Source organism: Pseudomonas sp. ANT_J12 (genome assembly GCF_008370045.1).
In the GTDB taxonomy this organism is placed as follows: Bacteria; Pseudomonadota; Gammaproteobacteria; order Pseudomonadales; family Pseudomonadaceae; genus Aquipseudomonas.
Genome location: NZ_VOBN01000025.1, coordinates 46,413 through 68,511, shown reverse-complemented (window position 1 = coordinate 68,511; position 22,099 = coordinate 46,413). Strand labels below are relative to the sequence as shown.

The window sequence follows — 22,099 nt, the reverse complement described above, 5'->3', positions numbered from 1 at the left end:
TTATGCCGCAGTTCTTTATCGACCGCCCGGTGTTCGCCTGGGTGGTCGCGTTGTTCATCCTGCTGGCCGGTGCCCTGGCCATTCCACAGTTGCCGGTGGCGCAATACCCCGACGTCGCGCCGCCGCAGATCGAAATCAACGCCACGTACCCCGGCGCCTCGGCGCAGACCATCGACGAAAGCGTGGTCAGCCTGATCGAGGAAGAGCTTAACGGCGCCGATCACCTGCTGTATTTCGAATCCCAGAGCAGCCTCGGCAGCGCCACCATCAAGGCGACGTTCCAACCGGGGACCAACCCTGAGATGGCGCAGGTCGATGTGCAAAACCGCCTCAAGGTGATCGAGTCGCGCCTGCCCCAGGCCGTGAACCAGCAAGGCTTGCAGGTGGAGAAAGTCTCCTCCGGCTTCCTGTTGCTGATCACCCTGACCTCCAGCGACGGCAAGCTCGACGACGTGGCGCTCAGCGATTACCTGGCGCGCAACGTGATGAACGAGATCAAGCGTCTCGACGGTGTCGGCAAGGCCCAGTTGTACGGTGCCGAACGGGCAATGCGCATCTGGATCGACCCGCAGAAGCTGATCGGTTTCAACCTGACCCCGGCCGACGTCAACGCCGCGATCGTCGCGCAGAACGCCCAGGTGTCCGCCGGCAGCATCGGCGACTTGCCGACCCGCAGCACCCAGGAAATCACCGCGACCATTATGGTCAAGGGCCAGTTGTCGACGCCGGAAGAGTTTGCCGACATCGTGCTCAAGGCCAACCCCGACGGCTCCACGGTGCGCATCGGCGATGTGGCGCGGGTCGAGATCGGCAGTCAGGAATACCAGTTCGGCACCCGCTTGAACGGCAAGCCATCGACCGCCGTCGGCGTGCAACTCTCTCCTGGGGCCAATGCCCTGAGCACCGCCACCGCCGTGCGGGCAAAAATGGATGACCTGGCGCGCTACTTCCCGGCCAACGTCGAATACAAGATCCCGTACGACACTTCACCCTTCGTCAAAGTCTCGATCACCAAAGTGGTCTACACCCTGGGCGAAGCGATGTTGCTGGTGTTCGCGGTGATGTTCCTGTTCCTGCAAAACATTCGCTACACGCTGATCCCGACGCTGGTGGTGCCGGTGGCGTTGATGGGCACCTTTGCCACCATGCTGGCGCTGGGGTTCTCGATCAACGTGCTGACCATGTTTGGCATGGTGCTGGCCATCGGCATTCTGGTGGATGACGCCATCGTGGTGGTGGAGAACGTCGAGCGGATCATGGTCACCGAGGGCCTGTCGCCCAAGGACGCCACGCGCAAGGCGATGAAGCAGATCACCGGCGCAATCATCGGCATCACCCTGGTGCTGGTGGCGGTGTTTATTCCGATGGCGTTCATGCAGGGTTCGGTCGGGGTCATCTATAAGCAATTCTCGCTGTCCATGGCCACCTCGATCCTGTTCTCGGCCTTCCTCGCCCTGACCTTGACCCCGGCGCTGTGCGCGACGCTGCTCAAGCCGATTGCCAAAGGCGAGCATCACGAAAAGGGTGGCTTCTTCGGTTGGTTCAACCGTCGCTTCGAACAGTTGACCGTGCGTTATCAGGGCTGGGTGGCCTATGCGCTGAAGCGCACCGGGCGTTACCTGCTGATCTACGGCGTGCTGCTGATCGGGCTGGGCCTGTGCTTCAGTCGCCTGCCCTCCTCGTTCCTGCCGGTGGAAGACCAGGGTTACACCATCACCGACATCCAGTTGCCGCCGGGCGCGAGCAAGAACCGCACGGTGCAAGTGGTCGAGCAGATCGAAAAACACAACGCCACGGAGCCCGGTGTCGGTGACAGCACGGTGATTCTCGGTTTCAGCTTCTCCGGCAGCGGACAGAACGCGGCACTGGCGTTTACCACGTTGAAGGACTGGTCCGAGCGCAGCAGCGATGACTCGGCCAGCTCGATCGCCGACCGCGCCAACATTGCCCTGAGCCAGATCAAGGATGCGGTGGTGTTTGCCGTGTTGCCGCCACCGGTGGATGGCCTCGGCACCTCCAGTGGTTTCGAGTTCCGCTTGCAGGATCGCGGCGGCCTCGGCCATGCCACGCTGATGCAAGCGCGCACGCAGTTACTGGCGGCGGCGGAGAAAAGTCCGATCCTGATGAATGTGCGCGAAAGCGCCCTGGCCGAAGCACCGCAAGTGCAACTGGAAGTCGACCGTAAACAGGCAAATGCCCTTGGCGTGTCCTTTGCCGATGTCGGCAGCGTGCTGTCCACGGCCGTCGGTTCGGCCTACATCAACGACTTCCCCAATCAGGGGCGGATGCAGCGCGTCGTCGTGCAAGCCGAAGGTGATCGACGCAGCCAGGTCGAGGACCTGCTGAAGATCCACGTGCGCAACAGCGCCGGGAAAATGGTGCCGCTGTCGGCCTTCGTCCAGGCCAAATGGACCCAGGGCCCGACGCAATTGACCCGTTACAACGGCTACCCGGCCATCAGTATTTCCGGCGAACCGAAACCGGGTCACAGCACCGGCGAAGCCATGGCGGAAATCGAACGGCTGGTGGCGCAAGGCCCGGCGGGGTTGGGTCAGGAATGGACCGGCCTGTCGTTGCAGGAGCGCTTGTCCGGCAGTCAGGCACCGATTCTGCTCGGGTTGTCACTTTTGATCGTGTTCCTGTGCCTGGCGGCGCTGTATGAGAGCTGGTCAATTCCGACTTCGGTGTTGCTGGTGGTGCCGCTCGGCGTACTCGGCGCGGTGCTGGCGGTGACCTTGCGCGGGATGCCCAATGACGTGTTCTTCAAGGTCGGGCTGATCACCATCATCGGTTTGTCGGCGAAGAACGCGATCCTGATCATCGAATTCGCCAAGAGCCTGTACGACGAAGGCCACGACCTGATCGACGCCACGCTGCAAGCTGCGCGCCTGCGGTTGCGGCCGATTGTGATGACGTCGCTGGCGTTCATCCTTGGCGTGGTGCCGCTGGCGATTGCCACCGGGGCCAGTTCGGCGAGCCAGCAAGCGATTGGCACCGGGGTGATCGGCGGGATGATCACCGCGACCCTGGCGGTGCTGTTTGTACCGGTGTTTTTCGTGATGGTGATGAAACTGGTGCGCAAGCGCCACAAAGACACCTGACCCACCAATCCCCTGTAGGAGCGAGGCTTGCCCGCGAAAGCGTCATCACCGTCGATAGAAATGTTGACGGTAAGATCGCTTTCGCGGGCAAGCCTCGCTCCTACAAGGTTGCGTCGCCGAGTGGTCACAACGCATCGCCCTGGGCTAAGGTGTTGCAAACCCCTGCGCCCATCGAGCCTCCATGCCCCTCCTCGCCCGCACCCACCCTCGCTTGTCGTCCGCCACGGTTCTTGGCCTGGCGGTGGGCATCCTGGCCCCGGCCGATTCGATCATCAGCAAAATCCTCATCGGCTGGAACGCCGGGGTCTGGACCTACCTGATCCTGATGATTTGGCTCGCCACCAAGGCCAAGGCCCCGGATGTGAAGCGCATTGCCGAGATCGAGGATGAAAACGCCGGGCTGGTGTTGTTCGTGGTGTGCATCGCCGCGATTGCCAGCCTGGCGACCATCACCTTCGAACTGGCCGGCAGCAAAGACCTGGAAACCTCACGCAAGCTGCTGCATTACGCCTTCACCGCAGCCACCGTCATTGGTTCATGGCTGCTGATCGGGGTGATTTTCAGCGTGCACTACGCCCGCCTGTTCTACACCTGGGACGGCAAGGAGCCGGCACTGCGCTTTGCCGAAGGCCTGACTACCCCCAATTACTGGGACTTCCTGTACTTCTCGTTCACCATCGGCGTGGCGGTGCAGACTGCCGATGTCGGCGTGGCGACCCGGGGGCTGCGCAAAATCGTCTTGGCCCAATCGCTGATCGGCTTTGTGTTCAACACGGCGATTCTCGGGTTTTCGATCAACATCGCGGCCGGACTGTTCAGCTAAACGGCTGCACAAACGTTCTAGGCGTTACCCGCGTCGCAGGCGTTAAATAAGTCGGCAATCCGTCTCACAGGTGCAGCATGACTTCGCACAACTGGATCGACCTGGCCCAGGACGCCGACACCGGCATCGAAACCTTGCGCGCGCATTTCGAGGGCCACGCCTATGACCCGCACTGGCACGACAGTTATCTGGTGGGCGTCACCGAGCAAGGCGTGCAGCAATTCAACTGCCGCCGGGCCCGGCATCAGAGCACGCCGGGCAAGGTGTTTCTGCTGGAACCCGGCGATATCCACGACGGCGAAGCGCCCACCGAGGACGGCTTTACCTACCGCATGCTCTACCTCGATCCGCAATGGCTGGAACGGGAACTGGCCGCGTTATTCAAAAACGCGCCGCTCAACAGCCAACTGAGTTTCGCCAACACCCTGACCACCGACCCGCAACTGGCCCAGGCCACCAGCCTGGCGTTCCAGACGTTGCACGGTGGCGAGTTGAAGATCGTGCGCCAGACGGCCCTCGACGGTTTGCTCGAACACCTGACCCGCCATCTGCACTGGCGCACCCGCTACGGCGAAGACCCGCGTCTGCCGCTGGTGGCGCAAAAGGCCCGGGAATACCTGCACGCCAACGCTCATCTGGACATTGGCCTCGATCAGTTGGCGGTCGTCACAGGCGTTGATCGCTTTCGCCTGACTCGCGCGTTCAAGGCTGCCTACGGGTTGGCGCCCCACGCCTATCTGGTGCAACTGCGCCTGTCCAAGGCCCGGCGGATGCTCGCCAGCGGTTTGCAACCGGCGGCGGTGGCGATGGAGTTGGGGTTTGCCGATCAAAGTCATTTGGGGCGCTGGTTTGTCCGGGCGTATGGGTTGACCCCGGCGATGTACCGCAGGCGCTGCTCAAATCTTCCAGACGTGTGACCTGGCCTTTGTGAAGATTGGCTCCTGACTGTCCAAGGAGCCCATGATCATGCTTGTCACTTTTTCCAGCCTGCTGCCGTTTTTGGCATTCGCTTTCGTCGCGTCCATCACCCCTGGTCCGACCAATATCCTGGTGCTGAGCAACAGCGCCCGCTATGGTTTCAAGGCCGCGCTGCCGATCGTCTTCGGTGCCTGCACTGGCGCAGCGCTGCTCGTACTGGCCGTGGGCGGCGGTATGGGGCAAGTGCTCAGCACCCGCCCCTACCTGCAAACAACTCTGCAGTGGGCAGGTGTCGCGTGGTTGAGTTATCTGGCGTGGCAAATTTTTTGGGCGCCGGTCAATACCAAGGAACCCTTGGCCGGCCCCCCGCAGTCACAACGACTGGGCTTCAAGGGCGCCGCCGGTTTGCAACTGATCAACCCCAAGACCTGGATGATGGCATTGGCGGTGATCAGTGTGTTTGCCGTGCAAGGCCAGGAAAAATGGACGCATGTGGTGACACTGTCGCTTGCCTTCTTTCTGGTTTCCTTGCCCTGCCTTTCCACTTGGGCGGTATTGGGCGCGCGTTCCGGCGTCCTGTTGAAAACCTCCGGTGCGCAAAAAATTTTCAATTACAGCATGGGGCTTTTATTGCTTGTCTGTGTGTGGTTGCCGCACTTGTCGGTCTATAAGTAAACGCTATAACTTGGCGTCAGTTAATTCATTAACCTGGCGATCTTTTCAGCATACTTTATACCAGATGTAAACTGTTAAATCTTACAGTTTACAAGCCACCCTGATTGGCGCTTTCATTGTTCATCCAGAATTAAGGTCAAACGTATACGGCCTTTGGATACCCCACTTAAAGTACCGGAGAGCCTCCCATGAATGCTATCGTTGTTACCCCCCTCGATTTCGCTACAGACGAACACTTCCGTACAGTTGACACGCCTGATTTTCCGCGATTCATTGCAACTTCGGCTTTTTTTGTCGCTCTGGAAGAAGCTCACCTCATTCAGTTAGTGGCCGTTGAGCGCCTTGCTGATCCGTCACATCAGGCGGGAGTATTGGTTGTCAGGGAAATTATCCTCGCCGTCACGGAATCACTACAGCCAGGTCGTTATACGGTGGGCGGCGAATCAGACGCATCGTTGAGTATCATTGTTGATGATGTTATTTATCAAGGTGTCTCAGGCGTCATCATCCTGAACCCCCAGTACGATGGCAAATTGGGTGGAAGTTTCCATGTTGAAATTGAACACCCTGACGTTTCGGGAAAAGATTTCAGAGTAGAAGGAGATTTCAACGTTCAACTATCACGCCCTTGAGCAGATATGCATAAAAAAAGGGAAGCTGATGCTTCCCTTTTTAAATGTGTTTAAAACCGAATATGTGCCCCGATGTTCAGGCCATAGTCTTTCGTCACACTATCACCCTTGCTGGTATCCACTTCCGCATGGAGTTGCCACCGGTCATTCAGCGTCCAGGAAACACCCGCGCCTAACTCAAGGCGGTTACCGGACAAATCGTTATTGAACTTGTTGTCGTTAACGCTGACTTCGTTATTTTTAGCGAACTCACGCACTACAGCGGCGGTGAGATGAGGTCGAAGTTTGCTGCCATTGGCGAAGGTCATACTGCGCCCCACATTCATGCCTGCCTTCCCGAGCAACGACCGCGTCGTATTGGCATCCGCATTCAGGCCATTGCCGAGTTCATAGTCCTTGCCTTGCACAGCGGCTGCCTGCCATTGGGTGAATGGCTCAATGTAGTAATCGGAATTGAGCTCAATGTGTTTACCAAACTCCACCGAGGCACTGGTGCCCAGGTTGTTGTAGTTACCCTTGGTTTGGGTGCCGTCACTCATCGTGATCTTCGCCTCGTTGCGGAAGCGGTTGAGCTTGGCCACGGTGTCCAGGTAGTAACCACTGTCTCCCAGCCAAGTGCCGTACAGACCCATAGATGTGCTGCCGATTTCCCCTGAGCTGCCCCGGCCCAGATCCAGATCCGATTTGCTATAGCCGACAAATGCGCCAAGCAATACCCGCTCGCCGGCGATCTGCACCGGCGTATCAACCCCCATGGAAATGCCAGCCTGGTTTTGGCTATAACCGGCGCCATAGGCGCTGCCACTGATGCTGTAACGACTGCCAAAACTGCGAATCCAGCCACCGGTTGGCCCACCGTTCACCCGCAGATCACCCATACGATTGTTCAACGTGGCCATTTCGCCGTAGATCACGGTCGGGGAGGTACCAAATATCGACATAACCGCGCGCGTTGGGGTGCTGACAACTTCTTTATTGGGTTGCAAAAACCAATCTTCACCCTCCTTGACCAGGCCATAGGTGAACGCGCCGACATCGACCGGGCCGTTGACCAGTCCAAACTGAGCGCTGCCACCTGCGGTTTGTACGACTTTGATCGGCGCATCGCTGACCGGGTCGGCGCCACTGCTCGCTACCAGCAATTGATGATTGCCGGATGCGCTGCCCGTGACGTTCAACAGATCCGTGATGCGTTGATTGAAGTCAGTGTTCATCTCGAACGTGCCGTTGCCGGACAGGTTGGCGACGTTCAATTGAAAATATTCCTGATCGGTGCCAAGCCGTACTCGGCCACCATTGAGCGAGAGGTTGTTGACCGACTGACTATCGGTCATTTGCCACAAAGCCTGATTGCTGATGGAAAAGTCGGCAACATTATTGACCTGGCCGGTCAGCCTCGCGCCAGTGTCCAGCGTCAGGCTGGAGGCCGAGCCCGCAGCCGCTGTGACGTTCCCGGTCATGCTGCTCTGGCTGTTGAGCGTGGCGGTGTTGACGTTTTGCAAGTTACCGTTAAGTGACGCGTTATTTTGCAAGGTCACAATCCCGGTACTGCCCTGATCAACGACGACATTGCCCGTCAAGGCACTGTTGTCGACCAGCAGTGTCGCAGACGCGCCGTTGCTGACTTGCAACGCGGTGTTGTTGCCACTGACCAGCGTCGAACCGTTGCGCACCTGGATGTTGGCCACCGCGGGAGTTGTCTGGGCGACGAAGCCAACGACGATGCTCGAACCCGTCGAACCTTCCACTCGGGTCCCGTCCAGGATAAGACTGTTGGTTAATGGGTTGACGGCCCCGGTGTCATTGCCAACGACAATGCCGTTCTGCCCACCGATGATGCTGCTTCCACTGGAAGTCAGAGAGCCTTCAAGCAAACGCACGCCAAAACTCGTCGCGCCTGCGCCCTGTACGGTGGAGTCCTGAATGGCGATATCACTGAAACGGTTGCCTGCAATGCCGCCGAGCAAGCCGCGCACCGTACTGTTATTGCTCAAGTTGATTTTCGAACCGGTAGTGCCTTGGACAAAGCGCGCACCCACTATGCCCACGCCAGCGTCACTGATCACGGTGGTGTTGTCCAGCAATGCGGTGGCACTGGTCATGGATATACCTGTTCCCGAAGCTGCATTAACCGTTGAGTTGGTCAGGTTGACGTTACTGCCAACCGAAGCAGAGATATTTAATGTGCTGGCATTGGCGCCTGTCAGCGAGGCATTGTTTTGCAGTTGCCAGGTCTCCACCGGAGTGGAGCCGTCAATCGTTTGAGAAGTATTGGGCGGCAAGTTAGCCGCTTGGGCAAGAGACGTACCCAGCAGTAGTGAAATAGAAGCGGCGATTGCCTCACCTCTGATTCTGGGACCTGCAACGAACTTCGAAGACATAGTGATTTCCTATGAAATGACGTCTTGGGTAAACAAATACGTCAAAGCAAATAGTAATTAAGTCGGGCGGATAAACGGCCGCCAGACTACGGCCTGCCTTCTTCATACGCTGTAGGAATAATCCTTAAGTGCGTACGTTTTTTCTGAGAAATGCTTGAGAAATAATAATTTGTATAACGAAGTAATATTTCCGACCGATGAGAACAACAAAAACATTGTTCCCACCGGCAGGAAGTCAGTTATCGATCAAGATTCCGGACGCTCCACTTCGCAATACACCAGGCTGCCATTCAACAACTGGACTGCAAAGGTGGCTACCGCCTCAATGCCGCCCGCCGTATACGAGATGCGTGCGTAATTGGGTGGGTTTGGACGCACTGGCGGGGTCCCTGCGGGAGGAAACTGGCAAGCTTTGAGCCGGGCGTAATCGTCCAGCCAGAAGTCAAGATTACCCGTCGCCGGCATTGGGAGTGCTGCGGGAGCAATTTCAGTACCGGGAATGATGGGGCCATCGGGAGCCTCCTCGCGCCCTTCAAATCTGAGCGTCACCGGGGTGCCAGGCGGGATATCAACGCTGCTGCGGACCCTCACACGCAGACCGCGCGCTCGATAGGGAGGCATGGTCCCCAGTGGCGTACTCGGATGGTTCAGGATCGTACAATTGATTACAGTACTGTTGTCTCGTTCCGGTACCACCTGAGGCGGTTGACCGGGAATGTTTATGATATACCCCGAATTAATAAGTTGCGGTGCCGGCAGATTGATGATGATCGCCGTGACGTCCACGTCGGTATCCACCTCCTGCCGCATCACATTGTTGCCACCCGGTAGCTCAATGGTTACATAGGCCTTTCTTGCATTGACACCTGTGCCATTACCCTCTTGGCGGATGGTCTGCCATGGCAGCGGACATGTTACAGGCGTGGTTTGCCCGGGAGCTGGGCTGCGTACGCCCACTTCCTTGCCTTGATAATAAAAAGTATAGATTTCGCGTCCGGTAACCGGCCGATCCGCAGTGGGGACGACTGGCGCTTGCATTTCAGCATCCAGGCCCGCCTGCTCTGGTCCAAGCGTATTGGGGCGGGGAGTTGTAGCGCCTGCACCCTGCACGATGACCGACGGCAGGTTTGGATTTAAGGGTAACGGCAAGTTTGGCTGGTCGGGGCCGCCGTAAGCGAAGTCAACCACCGCGACCCATGCCGCCGATTCGGGAAAGGGCGGAGTGAAGGAGCTGCGGGAAAGCTGATACTTGGTCGAGAACTGGACTTCGTCCTGGCCATCGGGGTTGCCAAATACCTCGCTCATTTTGTTGTAGTCCAACACAAAACGCATCAACGTAGTGCCGGTGGTGAAGCGTTGCTCTGGCACCAACACCGGGGTGGTGGAACCCAAGGCCAACATAGACGGAATGACGTGATCGCCGTCCACCCAAGTGGTATGAGGAACAATTTCGATCACCGCGCGCGAGGGCGATGGATCAGCTACCGTCGCGAGAGTAATGGGCGTACGACCATCTGCCCCGGTGACTGGAATCGTTGGTGCGTTAAGCACGGGCGCTGGAGCCCTGACCACTTGGAAAATAAAGTTGATCAGCGAATTGTTACTGATATTGCCAGGAGCATCCTCGAGGTCGTAGGCAAGGTAGTAACGGCCATCCGTCAATGTTCTTAGGAAGCTCAGTGGTACATTGACGCTCCCCCCCCGCAGGCAATGGGCCTGAATAGGCGGGAGTTTCGGTACGCATCAACGGATACGTCGCCAATCGGGAAATATAAACCGTGGCTTTATCCAGGCCCGCTTCAAACTTTGCATAGGCCGTAGGGATTACCAGATTCAAACCACCACTGTTTGTCGGGTTGTTGAGCCAGGCATCATCAATGCGTGGCGGCACTGAGCCAGTGGGAATGGAATTCGGCCGCAGCCCCGTCCTGTTGCCAGTCCCTGGTTGTATCTGGTAGGGAGCAGTCAGATCGACAAAAATAGGGGCGTAAGCAATTGATGAGTCGGGGTTATCAAACTCATCATAAGTTGCAAAACACAATTTCCACTCCGGGTAGTCGCCCCCGTTGGCCCTGTCGCTAAGCGTGCGGACATTAACAGTGAAAGTGAGTGGAGGGGTCCAAACACCTCCTGGCTCTGTTGCCCTGGTTTTTCGGTCAACGACGAAGATATCAGACTCAGGATCCAAGACGGGATCAAGCCCCGGTAGAAACATTTGCAGTTCAATGCTCTTAACATTAGCGTCCGCCACAGTATTCAGTATGACTTCTATGGTGCCATCTTCTCTCAACTGCTTGTACGTCAGACGTCCATCCGGCAGATTGTCTTTAACGATCGGTTGGTCTACTAATACGCCAACGTCATTCACTTTCTGATTCATTTGAGTCGCTCCATCAATGAGTTTATTGCCGATCTGCACATGCACTTGTTTCATGGAGAACTACGCGACTTCACACTGCATACTCCGGAGCTGAATAGTGATTCAGCACCTTGTACGACATTCGGCATGCATGTCGTGCAAGGTTTGCAAGATACAAAACATTCACAGCTATTAACTTGCATCGCACTGTTGGTCAGGGATAGGGATCATTATTCGCATCGCACATATTACTCCCCGATATTTTGCGATCGATTTTCACCGTGTCTGTTCCTGAACGGCCCAACGGGACGTTGTTTCGGTACAAGGTGTAAAAGGCTTTTGCCGAGCCGAAAGCAATGGGTTTGATATGTTTGTCATACTTGTCGCTGCCCACCACAAAAATGAAGCCAGTAGGAGAGTTCGCCTCTGCTTGGGTCAATATTTTGGTGAACTGCCCCTCAGTACCCACAATAGGATCTTCGCCGTTCAATTTGTTAAAGCCCTGCCAATCCATGGTGAGTTCGTCATTACCACTAAAGCGTCCGGGTTGAGCTGGTATTTGCAATAACACTCTTTCCCAAATCCGAGGTCTGACCCTGCAATTCAGGTATCCCTTGAAAATGAATTCGTCGTTATAGGATGACTCAACGATAAATTTCGGAGGTTCCAGATTGATCGCAACGGGGGGGCTGACGGTGAACGTTTGTGGCAAAGAGGTATCTTCGTTGTCGTTATCACCCAGCGTCGTGCGGTACCGCAAGCGGAGTGTGCCGGCACGCTGCAAGTATTGGGCGGGCAATGTAATCGATGCAGGGAACACGACCGGCACAGGAAACAAGGTGTTATAGAACCGGACTTCCGTCGTGTCGCCGGGCTGAAGGACCCATATTTCCAAAAGATCGCTTTTAAGAGGGTCGAGAGAGGGGCTCCACCGTGGAATTCTCAGTGTCGCGCCGACTGTGGACGCCACAGCGGGAATCACCTGCAGCGGATCGTTAGGATCGACGCCATCAATTGTCAGTGGCAGCGCTAAAACACCCATGGCGGATGGTTTTTTCTTCTTGCCGTGATGTTTGTCAGAAGTCATTTGCATCACCCCCCCGTGTCAAAGAACTTCGATTACATCTCGAAGGTCTCTGTTTCGTGTTTCCTTTGTAGGAAATTAGACGTTCAAACACAGACATTGCCTACTGTCATATCTGACAGGTTCTTCGACCGTTTGTCGGGTATAGCGCCGTTTCTGAGTGAATCCGCGCCAATGCAAGCTTGACGTGGCCCGCCTTGTGAGGTTTCCTGAAACCGGTTTCAGGTCAATACGCATTGGAACTCATATAAAGCCAATAACAAGGTCCACCGCATGAACGATTTCTCCGCCGCCCAGCGCAGCCGCGTCACCATGCTCGACGTCGCCAAACACGCCGGCGTGTCCAAGGCCAGCGTCTCGCGCTTCATCGGCGACGACCGCGCCCTGCTCTCCGATGCCATTGCCCAACGCATCGAACTCGCCATCAGCGAATTGGGCTACCGCCCGAACCAGATGGCCCGTGGCCTGAAACGCGGGCGCACGCGCCTGATCGGCATGCTGGTGGCCGATATCCGTAACCCTTATTCGATTGCCGTGATGCATGGCGTGGAAACCGCTTGCCGCCAGCACGGCTACAGCCTGGTGGTGTGCAACACCGACCGCGATGACGAGCAGGAACGTCAGCACCTGGCGCTGCTGCGTTCGTACAACATCGAAGGCTTGATCGTGAACACCCTAGGTCATCACCGCGATGAACTGCGCGAGCTGCACCGGGAGATGCCACTGGTGCTGGTGGATCGCAAGGTCGAGCAGCTCGAGAGCGATTTGGTCGGTCTCGATAATCCCGCCGCCGTCGCGATGGCCCTCGCCCACCTTGAAGAACGCGGTTATCGCGATGTGCTGTTGGTGACTGAACCGTTTGACGGCACCAGCTCGCGGATTGAACGGGTGGGCAGTTTCAAGGCGCAGATTGAGCAGCGTTCGACGCTGCAAGGGGCTGTCGTCGAAACCGGCAGCGACCTGACCTCACGCTTGCAAACCTTCCTTGATACACCCGGCCCCGGGCCAAAAGCGCTGTTCTGTGCCAACGGGATTGCGGCGTTGGCCGGCACCCATGCGTTGCGTGAGCTTGGCTGTGACCTGTTTGGGGATGTCGGGCTGATTGCGTTGGATGATCTGGATTGGTACCCGTTGGTGGGCAGCGGCATTACCGCCCTCGCCCAGCCGACGGCGGAGATTGGCGCGAGTGCGTTTGAGTGTTTGCTCAAGCGTTTGCGCGGGGATGTCGGGCCAGTGCGGACGATGGATTTTGCGGCGCGGTTGGTGGTGCGTGGGTCGACCCGTGGGGATTTGCGTTGAATCACACGTTGTTCAAACGCAGCGAAACCTGTAGGAGCGAGCGGTGCGGCGATCCGACTTGCCCGCGAAGACGCCCGAAAGAACAACGCAAATTCCAAACCTTTTTTTTGAACAAAAATGAAACCGGTTTCAGAGGTAAATAACAATGAATAAACCACCCGTTTCCATCAGCTTGTCGAGCTACGGCGCCGACCTCGTCCGCCAGCTCGGCCAAGGCAGTTTTATCGAGGTACTGGCCGCCGCCGGCGCCACGCGCATCGAATGGCGCGAAGAACTGTTGACCCACGAAGACCCCGCGCAACTGGCGGATGACACCCAGGCTCGCGGCCTCGAAAGCGTCTATTCCTCGCCGATGGAGCTGTGGCTGGCCGGTCAATCGAAGCCCAATCCTGAATTGTTCAAGACCCTGCAACGCGCTGAGCTGTTTGGCGCCAAGTGGCTGAAAGTCTCCCTCGGCTATTTCACCGACAACAACGACTTGCAGGCGTTGGCTCGACAGTTGAGCCAAAGTCCCGTGCAGCTGTTGGTGGAAAACGACCAGACCTTGCACGGCGGGCGCATTGAGCCGTTCCAGCGCTTTTTCGCTGAGGTCGAGCAGCACAACCTGCCGATCAAGATGACCTTCGACATCGGCAACTGGCAATGGCAGGACCAGTCCGCCGCCAGCGCCGCGCGGTTGCTCGGGCGGCATGTCGGCTACGTGCATTGCAAGGCTGTGGCGCGTCGAGCCGACGGCAAACTGGTGGCGATACCACCGAGCGCCGCCGACCTGCATCTGTGGGAACAGCTGCTGCGGCACATGGCCCAAGGCATCATGCGAGCGGCGGAGTATCCGTTGCAGGGCGACGACCTGGTGCAACTGACCACCGAACACGTCGCCACCCTCGCCCGCCTCGGTCAATCACGGTTGGAGAGCGCCCATGTCTGAGATCGATATCCTGTCGTTCGGCGAAACCATGGCGATGTTCGTCGCCGAGCAGAGCGGTGACCTGGCGGCGGTTGGCCAGTTTCATAAGCGCATTGCCGGGGCGGACAGTAACGTCGCCATCGGATTGTCGCGGCTGGGGTTCAACGTCACGTGGCTAAGCCGGGTGGGTGCTGATTCGCTGGGTCGTTTCGTAATCGATACGTTGGCCAAAGAAGGCCTGGATTGCAGTCACGTCGATATCGACCCGGCGCACCCGACTGGTTTTCAACTCAAGTCCCGCGCTGATGACGGCAGCGATCCGGTGGTCGAGTATTTCCGCCGTGGTTCGGCAGCCAGTCACTTGTCGGTGCAGTCGATCCAGCCTGAGCTGTTGAACGCCCGGCACTTGCACGCCACCGGGATTCCTCCGGCGCTTTCCGTCAGCGCTCGGGAAATGTCCTTCGAATTGATGACCCGCATGCGCGAGGCCGGGCGCAGTGTGTCTTTCGACCCGAATCTGCGCCCGAGCCTGTGGGCCAGCGAGCAACAGATGATCACCGAGATCAATCGCCTCGCCGCCCTCGCCCATTGGGTACTGCCGGGGTTGAGCGAGGGTCGCTTGCTCACCGGGTTTGAAGACCCGGCCGACATCGCGGCGTTTTACCTCGACCAAGGGGTTGAAGCGGTGGCGATCAAACTGGGGCCGCACGGTGCGTATTACCGCACGCACCTGGACCAGGGCTTCGTCGCCGGTGTGCCGGTGCAAAACGTGGTCGACACCGTGGGCGCCGGCGATGGCTTTGCCGTCGGCATGATCAGCGCCCTGCTGGAAAACCACAGCTTCGCCGACGCCGTGCAGCGCGCCAACTGGATTGGCAGCCGTGCGGTGCAGAGTCGGGGGGATATGGAGGGGTTGCCGACCCGCGCCGAATTGCCAAGCCACATACCTGATCGTTCCCACGCTCCTGCGTGGGAATGCAGCCCGTGACGCTCTGCGCCACCGTGGACGCGGAGCGTCCGTAGAGGTATTCCCACGCAGAGCGTGGGAACGATCACCGAACACCGTTACCTGCTGCGACAAAAACAACAAGCTCAGGAGCACCATCATGAAAACCGCAACACTCGCCACCCGCCGCTGGTGGTACATCATGCCCATCGTCTTCATCACCTACAGCCTGGCGTATCTGGACCGCGCCAACTACGGGTTCGCCGCCGCCTCCGGGATGGCCGAAGACCTGATGATCACCCCGGGTTTGTCCTCGATGCTCGGCGCACTGTTCTTCCTCGGTTACTTTTTCTTCCAGGTGCCGGGCGCGATCTATGCGCAGAAACACAGCGTGAAGAAGCTGATTTTCGTCAGCCTGATCCTCTGGGGCGGCCTCGCGACCCTGACCGGGATCGTCTCCAGTGCCTATTGGCTGATCGTCATTCGCTTCATGCTCGGCGTGGTTGAAGCCGCGGTGATGCCGGCGATGCTGGTGTACCTGTGCCACTGGTTCACCCGTGCCGAACGTTCGCGCGCCAACACCTTCCTGATCCTCGGCAACCCGGTGACCATGCTGTGGATGTCGGTGGTGTCGGGGTATCTGGTGCAGCATTTCAGCTGGCGCTGGATGTTCATCATCGAAGGCTTGCCGGCGGTGATCTGGGCCTTTATCTGGTGGCGCCTGGCGGACGAGCGTCCAGCCCAGGCCAAGTGGCTCAGCGACCAGGAAAAACAGGACCTGGAAAGCGCCTTGGCGGCCGAACAGGTCGGGATCAAAGCGGTGAAAAACTACGCCGAAGCCTTCCGCTCGCCGAAAGTCATCGTGCTGGCCCTGCAGTTTTTCTGCTGGAGCATCGGCGTCTACGGCTTCGTGCTGTGGCTGCCGTCGATCCTCAAGGCCGGTTTGCAGATGGACATGGTCGAGGCCGGCTGGCTCTCGGCGCTGCCGTACCTGGCGGCGGTGATTGGGATGCTCGCGGTGTCCTGGGGTTCGGACAAGTTGCAGAAGCGTAAACGCTTCGTCTGGCCGCCGCTGCTGATCGCCTCGATTGCGTTCTACGGTTCATACGCTTTGGGTGCGGAACACTTCTGGTGGTCCTACACCTTGCTGGTGATCGCAGGGGCCTGCATGTATGCGCCTTATGGGCCGTTCTTTGCGATCGTCCCGGAAATCCTTCCCGCCAACGTCGCCGGTGGCGCCATGGCGCTGATCAACAGCATGGGTGCCCTCGGTTCGTTTGGCGGTTCCTATCTGGTCGGTTACCTGAACAGCAGCACCGGTTCGCCGGGTGCTTCTTATCTGTTGATGAGCGGCGCGTTGATGCTCTCGGTAGTACTGACAATTTTCCTCAAGCCCGGCGCCAGTGACCGAGTCGTGGCCAAGGCCGTTGCGAAACGGCCGGTGCCTGCTCACCCTTGAATTGAAGTTGAGACGATGACGATGAAAAAGCAGGTCGTGCTGTACAAGAAACTCTCGCCGTTGCTGATGGCCCGCTTGCATGAGCAGACTGAAGTGACCCTGATCGACAGCCTCGACGCCGAGGGCCTGGCCAAAATGCGCGAGGCCCTGCCCAAGGCCCAGGGCTTGCTCGGCGCCAGTCTGAAGCTGGACGCTGCATTACTCGATCTGGCCCCCGATCTCGAAGCCATCGCCAGCGTTTCGGTGGGTGTCGACAACTACGACATCGATTATTTGACCGAGCGCCGGATCCTGCTCAGCAACACCCCGGACGTCCTCACCGAAACCACGGCTGACACCGGATTTGCATTGATCCTGGCCAGTGCCCGCCGCGTGGTGGAACTGGCGAACATGGTTCGTGCCGGCCACTGGAAGCGCAACGTTGGCCCGGCACAGTTCGGCACCGATGTGCATGGCAAGACCTTGGGCATCATCGGCATGGGCCGCATCGGCGAGGCGTTGGCCCAGCGTGGGCATTTCGGTTTCGGCATGCCGGTCGTTTATCACAGCCACTCGCCGAAACCGGCGGTGGAACAGCGTTTCAACGCGCAATACCGCAGCCTGCCGCAGCTGTTGCAAGAGGCGGATTTCGTGTGCCTGACCTTGCCGCTGACTGCTGAAACCGAGGGGTTGATCGGGGCTGAGCAGTTTGCCTTGATGGGCCCGGAGACGATCTTCATCAACATCTCGCGGGGTAAAGTCGTGGATGAAGTCGCGTTGATTGACGCCCTGCGCAAGGGGCAGATTCGTGCGGCGGGGCTGGATGTGTTTGAGCGCGAGCCGCTGGATTCGGCGTCGCCGTTGTTGCGGCTGGATAACGTGGTGGCCACGCCGCACATTGGCTCGGCGACCCATGAGACGCGCGAGGCGATGGCCAAGTGCGCGGTGGACAATCTGCTGATGGCGTTGGCCGGAGAACGGCCGGTGAATCTGGTGAATGGGTTGGCCTGGAAAGGCTGAAGATGATCGTTCCCACGCTCCGCGTCACATCTAAAAGCGGAACGCGGAGCGTCCCAGGCGGCATTCCCACGCAGAGCGTGGGAACGATCAATTACGCAGATCCTGTAGGAGCGAGGCTTGCCCGCGAAGAGGCCGTCAAGCCCGCCGCGCTTCCAGAAGATCCGCCGCACACCGCGCAATCCGCCGACACGCGTCCGCCAGTTTCACCTGGTCCACCACCAGCCCCAGGCGAATATGCCCCGCCGCACTCGGCCCGAAGGCTTCGCCCGCCAGCACCGACACGCCATACCCCTCCAGCAGCCGCTCGGCAAACCCCTGGGCGCAGAGCCCGGTCGGGCGGATATCGACCATCACGAACATCCCGCCATCGGGCACGATCGGCCGGATACCCGGGCACGCGCTCAACCGCGAGCACACCAGGTCCCGGCGCTGGCGATACTCTTCGCGCATCTGCGCCACCTCCGGCAGGTCCCCATCCAGCGCCACTTGCGCGGCTTTCTGCACGAAATCCGGAATGCCAAACAGCATGCACAACGACAGGTGCATCAAGTGTTCGGCCAAGGGTTTGGGGCCGATCACCCAACCGACGCGCCAACCGCTCATGGCGTGGGATTTGGACAGGCTGTTAATGGTCGCCGTGCGCTCGGCCATGCCGGGCAGACTGGCGGGGCTGACGTGCTCGCCTTCGTACAGCAAGTCGCTGTAGACCTCGTCGCTGATCAGCCACAAGTCGTGGCGAACGCAGAGCAGCGCCAGTTCCTGCCAGAGCTTCAATGAAAGGCTGGCGCCGGAAGGATTGTTTGGACTGTTCAGCAAAATGACCCGGGTCTTGGCCGTGATCAGCGCCGCGACATCCGCCGGGTCCACGCGAAAACCGTTCTGCGGCCGTACCGCCACCGGCACCACTTTCGCCCCGCAAGCGCCGAAGACACCTTCGTAGGTGACGTACATCGGTTCGGCGACGATCACTTCATCGCCCGGATCGAGCAAACATTGCGCCACCGAGTACACCGCACATTGCGCCCCCGGCAACACGATCACATGCCCGGCATCCACTGCCTGACCGCTGCGGCGTCGATGCCGACTGGCGATGCTGTTGCGCAACGCCCGGGTGCCACGCACATCCGAGTAATGGGTATCGCCGGCCAAGAGGCTGTCGATGGCGGCCTGGACGATGGGCCTGGGCGTGTCGAAATCCGGATCGCCCACCGTCAGCAGCAACACATCAATGCCCTGTTCGCGCATCTCCAGCGCTCGATCATGAATGTTCCAGGCTGCCGCTCCGTCACCGGCAATACGTTGAGTCAGGGCTGAATAGCGCATGTACGTCTCCTGTCGCGCGTGCTCCAGACTCAACCCTATCTCAAATTACAAAACGCGCCACCATCGCATTCAAATCCACGGCCAGACGCGACAGTTCGTGAGTGGCAGCGCTGGTCTGGTTGGCACCGGCGGCGGACTGAGTGGCGAGGTCGCGGATGTTGACCAGGTTGCGGTCGACTTCGCGGGACACCTGGGCCTGTTCTTCCGAGGCGCTGGCGATCACCAGGTTGCGTTCGTTGATCAGGTGGATCGATTGGGTGATCTGCTCCAGGGCCACACCGGCGGAGCGGGCCATTTCCAGGGTGCTTTGGGTGCGCTGGTTGCTTTGCTGCATCGAGGACACCGCTTCACCGGTGCCGTTCTGGATGCCGGCGACCATTTTTTCGATTTCCTGGGTCGATTGCGCGGTGCGATGGGCCAAGGCCCGGACCTCGTCTGCCACCACCGCAAAACCACGCCCGGCTTCACCGGCACGGGCGGCTTCGATGGCGGCGTTGAGCGCCAGCAGGTTGGTTTGCTCGGCGATGGCGCGGATCACGTCCAGCACCTTGCCGATGTCGCGACCTTGTGCGGCCAGGCCTTCGATCATGGTCGCGGTGTTTTGCACGTCGTGGGTCATGGTCTGGATCGCGTCGACGGTTTCCACCACGCGGTTGCGGCCTTCGCGAGCGGCCTGGGTCGACTGGTTCGACGCTTCGGAAGTCGACACCGCATTGCGCGCCACTTCTTCCACAGCGGCGGTCATCTCATTGACGGCGGTGGCCGCTTGTTCGATTTCGTTGTTCTGCTGTTGCAGGCCGCGCGAGGCTTCTTCGGTGACGGTGCTGAGTTCTTCGGCGGCAGCGCCCAATTGCGTGGCGGAACCGGCGATCTGCTCGATGGTTTGGCGCAGGTTGGTCTGCATGACGGACAAGGCACCGAGCAGGCGGGCCGGTTCGTCCTTGCCATCGACTTCGATGGCTTTGGTCAAGTTACCGCCGGCGATGGTTTCGGCAGCCTGCACCGCGCGGTTCAACGGTGTGACGATGCTGCGGGTTAACAACCAGGCCAGCAGCACAGTCATCAGCGCCGCCACCACTGACACGACAATGATGCCGTTCACGGCGGTGTTGTAGTTGTCTTCGGCAACCGTCCCCGCCGCTTTGGCGCCGTCGATGTTGTAAGTCACCAGTTTATTGAGCTGTTCGCCCATCAGGTCGGTGCCTTCCTTGATCCGCGTATTGATCAGGCTGCGCATCTCATCGACTTTGTTCTGACGCGACAGGTCCAGCATTTCCCGCTGGGCTTGCATGTAATTGTCGAGGGTGGTGCTGAACACTTTATACAGTGCCGCTTCGTCAGGACCCATCGGCAGTGCGGCATAAGCGACCTGCGCCTTGCGGGCCTTGTCGGTCAGTACGCCAATGCGCGTATCGGCTTCCTGCAGACTGGCCGGCTCGCGGTTAACCAGAATGCGGAACGAGAGAATGCGCATGCGCAGGATGTTTTCGGTGACATTGCCCAGGAAGGTGACGCTGGGCAGTTGGGTGCTGCCCATGTCGACCGAGGACTGGCGGATGATCGACATGCGATTGACCGCAAACACACCCAGCACGATCACCAGCAAGGCGATGAAGGCAAAACCGAGGAACGCTCGAGGCGCGATATTCAGATTACGCAGGGACATAGGATGATTCTCGGGGGGTGAGCGTCGAAGCATCCGTGCCGTGGTCGCTGTCGGGCGGGCGTGGGGCCGGCGGGATCAGCTTGGCGCCACTGTTATGGTTGGTTTGTGCGCGCCTATGAGGGTTATCGGCCGGGCTTGAGGATTTTTACGGGGGAAGTGGAAAAATATTTCAAGGGGGTTAGGGGTGTTTCAGCGGCGAAACACCTGTGCTGCAGGGGCGAGTCCATTGTGGCGAGGGGGGCTCGCCCCCGTTCGCCTGCGAAGCAGGCGCTAAACCTGCTTGCACGGAATGACTGAAAGAATGCCAGGGGCCGCTACGCGCCCCAACGGGGGCAAGCCCCCTCGCCACAAAAACGCTCTACCTTGATGATCGCGTTCAGGTCTTTTGGGAAGCGATCTGCCAAACCCGCGCAATATCGCTCGCCCGCTCCCGCAACAACCGAGGCGCCTCGGCACACGCCTGCTCCAGCGTCATCGGCCCGCTCGCCAGGGCAAACGCGGCGTCGATGCCGTGCTCGTAGAGTTCCTGATAACCCTCACCCAAGGTCCCTGCGATCACGATGACCGGCACACCTTGCCGGCAGGCAATCCGCGCCACGCCAAACGGCGTCTTGCCGCGCAAGGTCTGGGCATCGAATCGGCCTTCACCGGTAATCACCAGGTCCGCGCCCTCCACCGCCTCGGCCAGGCCAACCAGTTCCGCGACCACTTCCACACCAGCCTGAAATTGCGCCCCCAGGAACGCCTTGGCCGCGAACCCCAGGCCACCCGCCGCGCCGCTGCCCGGTTCATCGCGCACGTCTTTGTCCAAGGCTTGCGCACACACATCGGCAAACAGTCCAAGGGCTTGATCCAGTTGCTGGACCTGCGCTGGCGATGCACCTTTCTGCGGGCCAAAAATCACCGAGGCACCGTGGGGTCCGCACAGGGGATTGTTGACGTCGGCAGCGATGTCAAAGCGCACCGCGTTCAAGCGCGGATCGATGTCGCTCAGGTCAATGCGGGCCAGTTGCGCCAGCGCCAGGCCACCGGGCGCGAGGATTTGGCCCTGGGCATCGAACAGTTTGACGCCCAGGGCCTGCATCGCCCCGGCGCCAGCGTCGTTGGTGGCGCTACCGCCAATCGCCAGGATCACCCGCTGCGCCCCGGCATCCAGCGCGGCGCGGATCAGTTCGCCGGTGCCGAAGGTACTGCTGACGCAGGCATTGCGCTGCGCCGTCGGCACCAATTGCAAACCGCTGGCCTCGGCCATTTCGATGATCGCGGTGTGGTTGTGCGGCAGCCAGCCCCACGCGGCGTCAACCGTTGCCCCCAACGGGCCGCGCACGGCTGTGCGGCGCAATTCACCCGCACACGCCGCCAGAATCGATTCGACCGTCCCTTCCCCGCCGTCGGCCATCGGGCACTTGACCAACTGCGCCTGCGGCCAGACCTCGGCCAATCCCAACGCGATGGCATCGGCGACGCCTTGGGCACTCAGGCTGTCCTTGAACGAATCGGGGGCGATGACGATTTTCATGAGAATTC

17 protein-coding genes are annotated in these 22,099 nt (G+C 59.3%); 10 read left to right on the top strand and 7 right to left on the bottom strand.

Translation table 11 applies throughout. The annotated features are described in order from the left end of the window. Positions 1-2: 2 nt before the first annotated feature. From FQ192_RS29920 to FQ192_RS29900, 5 genes are all read left to right on the top strand, one after another. On the top strand, positions 3-3,101 hold the full coding sequence (locus tag FQ192_RS29920) for an efflux RND transporter permease subunit (protein WP_149661756.1): 3,099 nt from the start codon (positions 3-5) through the stop codon (positions 3,099-3,101). Between the two features lie 181 nt (positions 3,102-3,282). Further along, positions 3,283-3,924 carry a DUF1345 domain-containing protein gene (locus FQ192_RS29915; RefSeq protein WP_149661755.1) on the top strand — a complete coding sequence of 214 codons (642 nt, stop codon included), beginning with the start codon at positions 3,283-3,285 and terminating at the stop codon, positions 3,922-3,924. A gap of 77 nt (positions 3,925-4,001) precedes the next feature. Next, complete coding sequence (locus FQ192_RS29910) at positions 4,002-4,841, top strand: AraC family transcriptional regulator (protein WP_149661754.1); 840 nt, start codon at positions 4,002-4,004, stop codon at positions 4,839-4,841. A 49-nt stretch (positions 4,842-4,890) separates the two neighbouring features. Next, complete coding sequence (locus tag FQ192_RS29905; protein ID WP_149661753.1) at positions 4,891-5,517, top strand: LysE family translocator; 627 nt, start codon at positions 4,891-4,893, stop codon at positions 5,515-5,517. A gap of 188 nt (positions 5,518-5,705) precedes the next feature. Next, positions 5,706-6,149 (top strand): hypothetical protein, encoded by a 444-nt coding sequence (locus FQ192_RS29900; protein ID WP_149661752.1) that lies wholly within the window; start codon positions 5,706-5,708, stop codon positions 6,147-6,149. A gap of 50 nt (positions 6,150-6,199) precedes the next feature. On the opposite strand, the gene FQ192_RS29895 is transcribed toward FQ192_RS29900, so the two are convergent. From FQ192_RS29895 to FQ192_RS29880, 4 genes are all read right to left on the bottom strand, one after another. Further along, the gene (locus tag FQ192_RS29895; protein ID WP_149661751.1) at positions 6,200-8,530 is read right to left on the bottom strand and encodes an autotransporter outer membrane beta-barrel domain-containing protein; all 2,331 of its coding nucleotides are present in this window, start codon (positions 8,528-8,530) and stop codon (positions 6,200-6,202) included. A gap of 246 nt (positions 8,531-8,776) precedes the next feature. Next, positions 8,777-10,192 (bottom strand): hypothetical protein, encoded by a 1,416-nt coding sequence (locus FQ192_RS29890; RefSeq protein WP_149661750.1) that lies wholly within the window; start codon positions 10,190-10,192, stop codon positions 8,777-8,779. Continuing rightward, complete coding sequence (locus FQ192_RS29885; protein WP_178129278.1) at positions 10,131-10,964, bottom strand: hypothetical protein; 834 nt, start codon at positions 10,962-10,964, stop codon at positions 10,131-10,133. The genes FQ192_RS29890 and FQ192_RS29885 overlap by 62 nt, the downstream gene beginning before the upstream one ends. Positions 10,965-11,103: 139 nt before the next feature. Further along, positions 11,104-11,976 carry a hypothetical protein gene (locus FQ192_RS29880; RefSeq protein WP_149661748.1) on the bottom strand — a complete coding sequence of 291 codons (873 nt, stop codon included), beginning with the start codon at positions 11,974-11,976 and terminating at the stop codon, positions 11,104-11,106. A gap of 270 nt (positions 11,977-12,246) precedes the next feature. On the opposite strand from FQ192_RS29880, the gene FQ192_RS29875 reads away from it, so the two are divergent. The 5 genes from FQ192_RS29875 (at position 12,247) to FQ192_RS29855 (ending at position 17,583) form a co-directional block, all read left to right on the top strand. Beyond that, positions 12,247-13,272 (top strand): LacI family DNA-binding transcriptional regulator, encoded by a 1,026-nt coding sequence (locus FQ192_RS29875; RefSeq protein WP_149661747.1) that lies wholly within the window; start codon positions 12,247-12,249, stop codon positions 13,270-13,272. 145 nt (positions 13,273-13,417) lie between these two features. After that, positions 13,418-14,200: a sugar phosphate isomerase/epimerase gene (locus FQ192_RS29870; RefSeq protein ID WP_149661746.1), complete on the top strand. Its 783-nt coding sequence runs from the start codon at positions 13,418-13,420 to the stop codon at positions 14,198-14,200. Beyond that, the gene (locus tag FQ192_RS29865; RefSeq protein ID WP_149661745.1) at positions 14,193-15,167 is read left to right on the top strand and encodes a sugar kinase; all 975 of its coding nucleotides are present in this window, start codon (positions 14,193-14,195) and stop codon (positions 15,165-15,167) included. Before FQ192_RS29870 ends, FQ192_RS29865 begins: the two co-directional genes overlap by 8 nt. Positions 15,168-15,285: 118 nt before the next feature. Then, a complete protein-coding gene (locus FQ192_RS29860) occupies positions 15,286-16,584 on the top strand; it encodes an MFS transporter (protein WP_149661744.1) in 1,299 nt (432 codons plus the stop codon). 21 nt (positions 16,585-16,605) lie between these two features. After that, complete coding sequence (locus FQ192_RS29855) at positions 16,606-17,583, top strand: NAD(P)-dependent oxidoreductase (RefSeq protein WP_149661743.1); 978 nt, start codon at positions 16,606-16,608, stop codon at positions 17,581-17,583. Between the two features lie 135 nt (positions 17,584-17,718). On the opposite strand, the gene FQ192_RS29850 is transcribed toward FQ192_RS29855, so the two are convergent. The 3 genes from FQ192_RS29850 to FQ192_RS29840 all read right to left on the bottom strand — a co-directional run bounded on the left by FQ192_RS29850 (position 17,719) and on the right by FQ192_RS29840 (position 22,091). After that, positions 17,719-18,906 carry a pyridoxal phosphate-dependent aminotransferase gene (locus FQ192_RS29850; RefSeq protein WP_149661742.1) on the bottom strand — a complete coding sequence of 396 codons (1,188 nt, stop codon included), beginning with the start codon at positions 18,904-18,906 and terminating at the stop codon, positions 17,719-17,721. Between the two features lie 40 nt (positions 18,907-18,946). Further along, entirely contained in the window at positions 18,947-20,572 is a 1,626-nt protein-coding gene (locus tag FQ192_RS29845; RefSeq protein ID WP_149661741.1) for a methyl-accepting chemotaxis protein, read from the bottom strand. Between the two features lie 376 nt (positions 20,573-20,948). Further along, positions 20,949-22,091 (bottom strand): glycerate kinase, encoded by a 1,143-nt coding sequence (locus FQ192_RS29840; protein WP_149661740.1) that lies wholly within the window; start codon positions 22,089-22,091, stop codon positions 20,949-20,951. Positions 22,092-22,099 lie beyond the last annotated feature (8 nt).